The following is a 3,936-nucleotide window of genomic DNA, read 5'->3' as shown; positions in this document are numbered from 1 at the left end:
TTCATTTGGGACATCGCGCGGAAAACACCCTTGCCCGCCTGACCAAGCCCGCGATCTGCCTGTGCAGAACGCTGGAGACAGCGGCCAATGATAGGGGAACCCTCGGCGTACTATCGGATGAACCTCCGGCCTTAGACAGAGCCAAGCCCGCATCGGATCAGGTAAGGCGGTATCCAACCCGCGGATGAGAGCATGATAACCATCGGTTCGACACGCATGTCTCCAGCGCCATGCACAGGCTACAAATTTTGACCATCCCGCGCCAGCGGGGGAGTCTCATCGTGCCGGGAAAATCAAAAACGCTCATGAGAGCGTAGGATTCCACACTCTCCCGCAAAGGACCCCAGTACGGCTGTCGGCATCGCGGATCTTCACCCGCAGCGCATCGAAGATCACGACGGGATACAGCCGGTCCAGCGCGCGGCTTTGCCATTCGCGGATCTCGTCCAGTACCGCATCGGTGACGCGGCTGATCAAGTCAGGCGAGACCTTCAGGCCATAGACCTCTTCAAGATGGGCGCGGATATCGCGGACGCTCAGCCCGGCGACGTAGAGACGGGAGTATCCGCTCCATCAGCTTGATCTTCAGCTCTTTCATTAGCCCGGCATCGTCGAGCAGGTCTTCGGGGCGCTCAACGCCCTGAAGAAGTTCGTCCAGGATTTCCTTTGAAATAGTCATTCATGCTTCCTTTCAGTGAAGCATGGACCGGATCAGCCGTACACAAAAGATCGCACACTCTCGAGCAACGTCGCGCCATCCATCGAAGATCGTCTGAAAGCTGGCTAGTCGCCTGAACAGATTGCTGGTCGTATGCGGCTTAAACGCCACCCGATCCGTGTGAGCCATGAGACGATCTATCGCTTTGCCTATTCCAAAGATGTCCGCCGGTCCGCCTCACTTGGATAGACTGCCTCGAACAGGGCGGCGTATTCTTCCGGAGTGTCCAGTCCAGGAAAAGATTCTTGGCTGGTGACAAAGTCCTGTAGCCGGCTCCGGACCGCTGGGTTGGAAAGATCGGCGACGGTTTGCAAAGAGACGCGCCTTTGACTCACATAGAGTTGTTGTTTGAATTCCCAGATCATGTCCCGAGCCGTTGGGATGCCGGCAGAGGCAGAGGCGCCCGCACCAAGGAGCCACATGAGGCCCCCGGACCGCATCGAAAACCTGCGGGCGAAGTCGTCGGCATCTACGGTTGGATACTTTGGTTCGCTCACGTATCAGTCCATTTTTCTTGCCACGCAGAGAACTCCGATGGGCGCACCTGAAAACGCGCGAAGTTGCCAGCGTGTAGGCTGAGAAGTTCTTCTTCGACGACGTTGGCAAACGCGGCCCGATCCTCTGCTCGGACAAATTTTGCAGATAATCGTGAGATTTCGTCGGTTACTTCTCTTCGTCCGATCTTGGAGCGTATGATGTGTCCGACAGCATCGCGCAGTTCTGTGCGGTATTTCAGGCGGAAAGGATCAGGTTCGCCCAGAGACTGCCTGACTGCTGCGTATTGGGCCGCGGATCGTCCATAGGCCCATAGAAAAACATCTTTTAAAAGCGCGATCTCGTTGAGTTCATATACCCCCAGAATGGCTTCGGTATAAGCGCGCTGAGGAACGTCGGTGAATGAGAATGGTGCCAGATTGCTTCGGATAAGAGGTATGTTAGCCGCCAGACGTGAGGCACGTTTGTTTACATCGTCGAAAGGCTGCAGATAGGGGATATGCACCATCACGAAGAACGCCTGTTCGAAAGGGTTTTCAATCGCGGCAGCTTTGGACAGAAGCGTGTTGAAGCACTCGTCGATCAGCTGTGGCACCTCGAGCGGATGGAACGCTGATCTCTCGAGACCCACCGCGATGTAGCGAAGGCGTCCAGCGGCAGACGGATCCGCCAGCAGGTTGTTCGACAGAAGGGCGTGCAGGTTCAGAAAGGTGTAGGTGTTGAAGTCGATCTCGTCGATGGAACCCGCCAGAAACTCAATCGCATCTTTGTGGTTGAGGATCATTTGCGCCTCGATGTGATCTCGCCCGGTCGCTTCCTCTCCGAATTCGATCAAACGCTTAGTATCGAGAAGAGAGTACCTGTTTCCTTCCAGACGGCTTGAGTTCCATGCAAGATCAATCAGCAGTCGATTGAGAATGAGCTTGGCATAAGTGCCAGCCGGCTGCGTGGCTGTTTGCGGTTTACCAAGACGTTCAAGACGTACCCTGTCTTCTTCTTCCAGATAGAACGTGGTGTTGGGCTGATATTGCTCAAGGAAATCTCGGTTATATCCCACGGGTTTTCGCGCCGCGGCTGGTTTTTGAACGTAGTCGCGGATCGCCCTTGCGTGATCTGACAACAGAATGAGGTCGCTGTAGTCCAGGTCCTGATCGCTTTGCTTGCCAGCAGCGGCCCCATCATCTTGCGCAATGCGGTAGCGCGCCCATCGACCGCTGCCCTCCATCTCCAATCTTCCGCTGCCGACCAGTTGCTGCAGACGGTATTGCAGTGTCCGACGAGGAACATCGTTGGTCAGCTGTTCAGCGATATCCGGTGTGGCGATGCCATCGGGATGACCAGCTACGATATTGAGTAGCTCCTTGAGAGCATCTTCGGGGACTCTGTTGGCCATCGTCATCTTTCTTGCGCCTAGACGTTACACGCAACTATGGCTCTTATAGGCGCAAGTATCAAGTCTAGACGCAAGAATTTCTCTTAGGCGCAAGAAACGTTGCGCCTAGCACATTCGCGTCTTGAACAGCGTGCCCAAATGAGCAGGTCAAGCCAGATGGCAGATGATGATGAAAAATTGATACAAGGGGTATTGGCGGAACTCGGTCGATATGCTGATCCAAAAGCGATTGCTGACCGGGTCAAACGCCTCGACCTCGGGCTACCGATCGAAGATGAATTCATCGCCGCTTGCAGTTGGCTCGGGAAGACACGACTCATTCACAAACTCGATCAGCATCAGACCCCCCTCCCAATCGCACGACGAATATCAAGTTCCCGATCTGCTGGCACAGTATCAGGATTCGGGACCGGTCCTGATTGAGGTAAAGGCGAAAAAAGCCCGTACGCTTTCGTTCAAGCCCGACTATCTTGAGCGGCTAGAGGCCTATGCGGCGCTTCTCAACATACCGCTGCTCATAGCGTGGAAGTACCACGGCATCTGGACGCCATTCGAGGCCCGCCACCTGAGCAAGGCACACAAGAACTTCAATATTCGATTTGACCACGCCCTGAGAGAAAACCTACTTGGTGTGCTTGCAGGCGATGTTGCTTACAAGATCGCGCCCGGAGCAGGCATCCATTTGCGGTTCAAAAAAGAGAAGCTCTTGAACATAGAAAAGAATGAAGGTGGCTACACAGAACAGTGGCAAATGCGTGTCGATAAGGTCGGATTCACGTCGGCCGGCGGCGAACCATTGAACGATCCCGATGACGAAGTTACGACGCTGCTCACAACCTGGGATCTTGCTGAGCGCGAAGTTCATTCTAACACCCATGTCGAAGTGCAATTCGTTGCCACGGACGAAGACGGAATGATGTTCGGTCATATGGCCTTGGTTCACTTGTTGAACTGGTCATTGCCCAAGGGCGCTTCCATCAACTGGTGACACGCAATCCGGCGTGATTCAGTCGCCCGGATCATCTTGAAACAGCAACCGCAAAGCTGGCCACAGTTTGTGCCTAAATGAAACAGGGGCAGTCCGACATCGGGTTGACGGTGATTGTGTTCCTGATACTGACGGCAACCGTGAACGATCTGACGTGTTAGCGATCATCACACCCCAGCACATCGCCCACCTGATGCTAGACTGAATTAGTCTCGATGTGATCTGACACCGCCCCCTTCTCAGCAAGCTGAAATGGGGACGGCACATCTCTTGATGGAGATGATGGTTGTCCGTTTTGATGGAGGTGCAAACCAAACCATCAAAGGAAACCACAATGTTGAA

5 protein-coding genes and 1 pseudogene are annotated in these 3,936 nt (G+C 54.3%); 2 read left to right on the top strand and 4 right to left on the bottom strand.

The window, feature by feature from the left end:
• Positions 1–188, top strand: a 188-nt coding sequence (locus ACFWW2_RS04820; protein WP_393926607.1) for a hypothetical protein, incomplete at its 5' end; no start/stop codon positions are given.
• A gap of 172 nt (positions 189–360) precedes the next feature.
• Here ACFWW2_RS04820 and ACFWW2_RS04815 read toward each other — a convergent pair.
• From ACFWW2_RS04815 to ACFWW2_RS04800, 4 genes and pseudogenes are all read right to left on the bottom strand, one after another.
• Positions 361–555 (bottom strand): annotated as a pseudogene (locus ACFWW2_RS04815) (transposase); the annotation flags it as partial.
• Positions 509–679 carry a hypothetical protein gene (locus tag ACFWW2_RS04810; protein ID WP_393926606.1) on the bottom strand — a complete coding sequence of 57 codons (171 nt, stop codon included), beginning with the start codon at positions 677–679 and terminating at the stop codon, positions 509–511. The pseudogene ACFWW2_RS04815 and the gene ACFWW2_RS04810, both read right to left, overlap by 47 nt.
• Positions 680–867: 188 nt before the next feature.
• A complete protein-coding gene (locus ACFWW2_RS04805; RefSeq protein ID WP_393926605.1) occupies positions 868–1,083 on the bottom strand; it encodes a hypothetical protein in 216 nt (71 codons plus the stop codon).
• A gap of 128 nt (positions 1,084–1,211) precedes the next feature.
• Complete coding sequence (locus ACFWW2_RS04800) at positions 1,212–2,612, bottom strand: Fic family protein (protein ID WP_393926604.1); 1,401 nt, start codon at positions 2,610–2,612, stop codon at positions 1,212–1,214.
• Between the two features lie 205 nt (positions 2,613–2,817).
• Between ACFWW2_RS04800 and ACFWW2_RS04795 the strand changes: the two genes are divergently transcribed.
• Positions 2,818–3,594, top strand: a complete 777-nt coding sequence (locus tag ACFWW2_RS04795) for a hypothetical protein (RefSeq protein WP_393926603.1) — start codon at positions 2,818–2,820, stop codon at positions 3,592–3,594.
• Positions 3,595–3,936: the final 342 nt, after the last annotated feature.

Origin of the sequence: Yoonia sp. R2-816 (genome assembly GCF_046762905.1) — a bacterium.
Classification (GTDB): domain Bacteria; phylum Pseudomonadota; class Alphaproteobacteria; order Rhodobacterales; family Rhodobacteraceae; genus Yoonia.
This window is presented reverse-complemented; position numbering and strand designations above follow the sequence as displayed.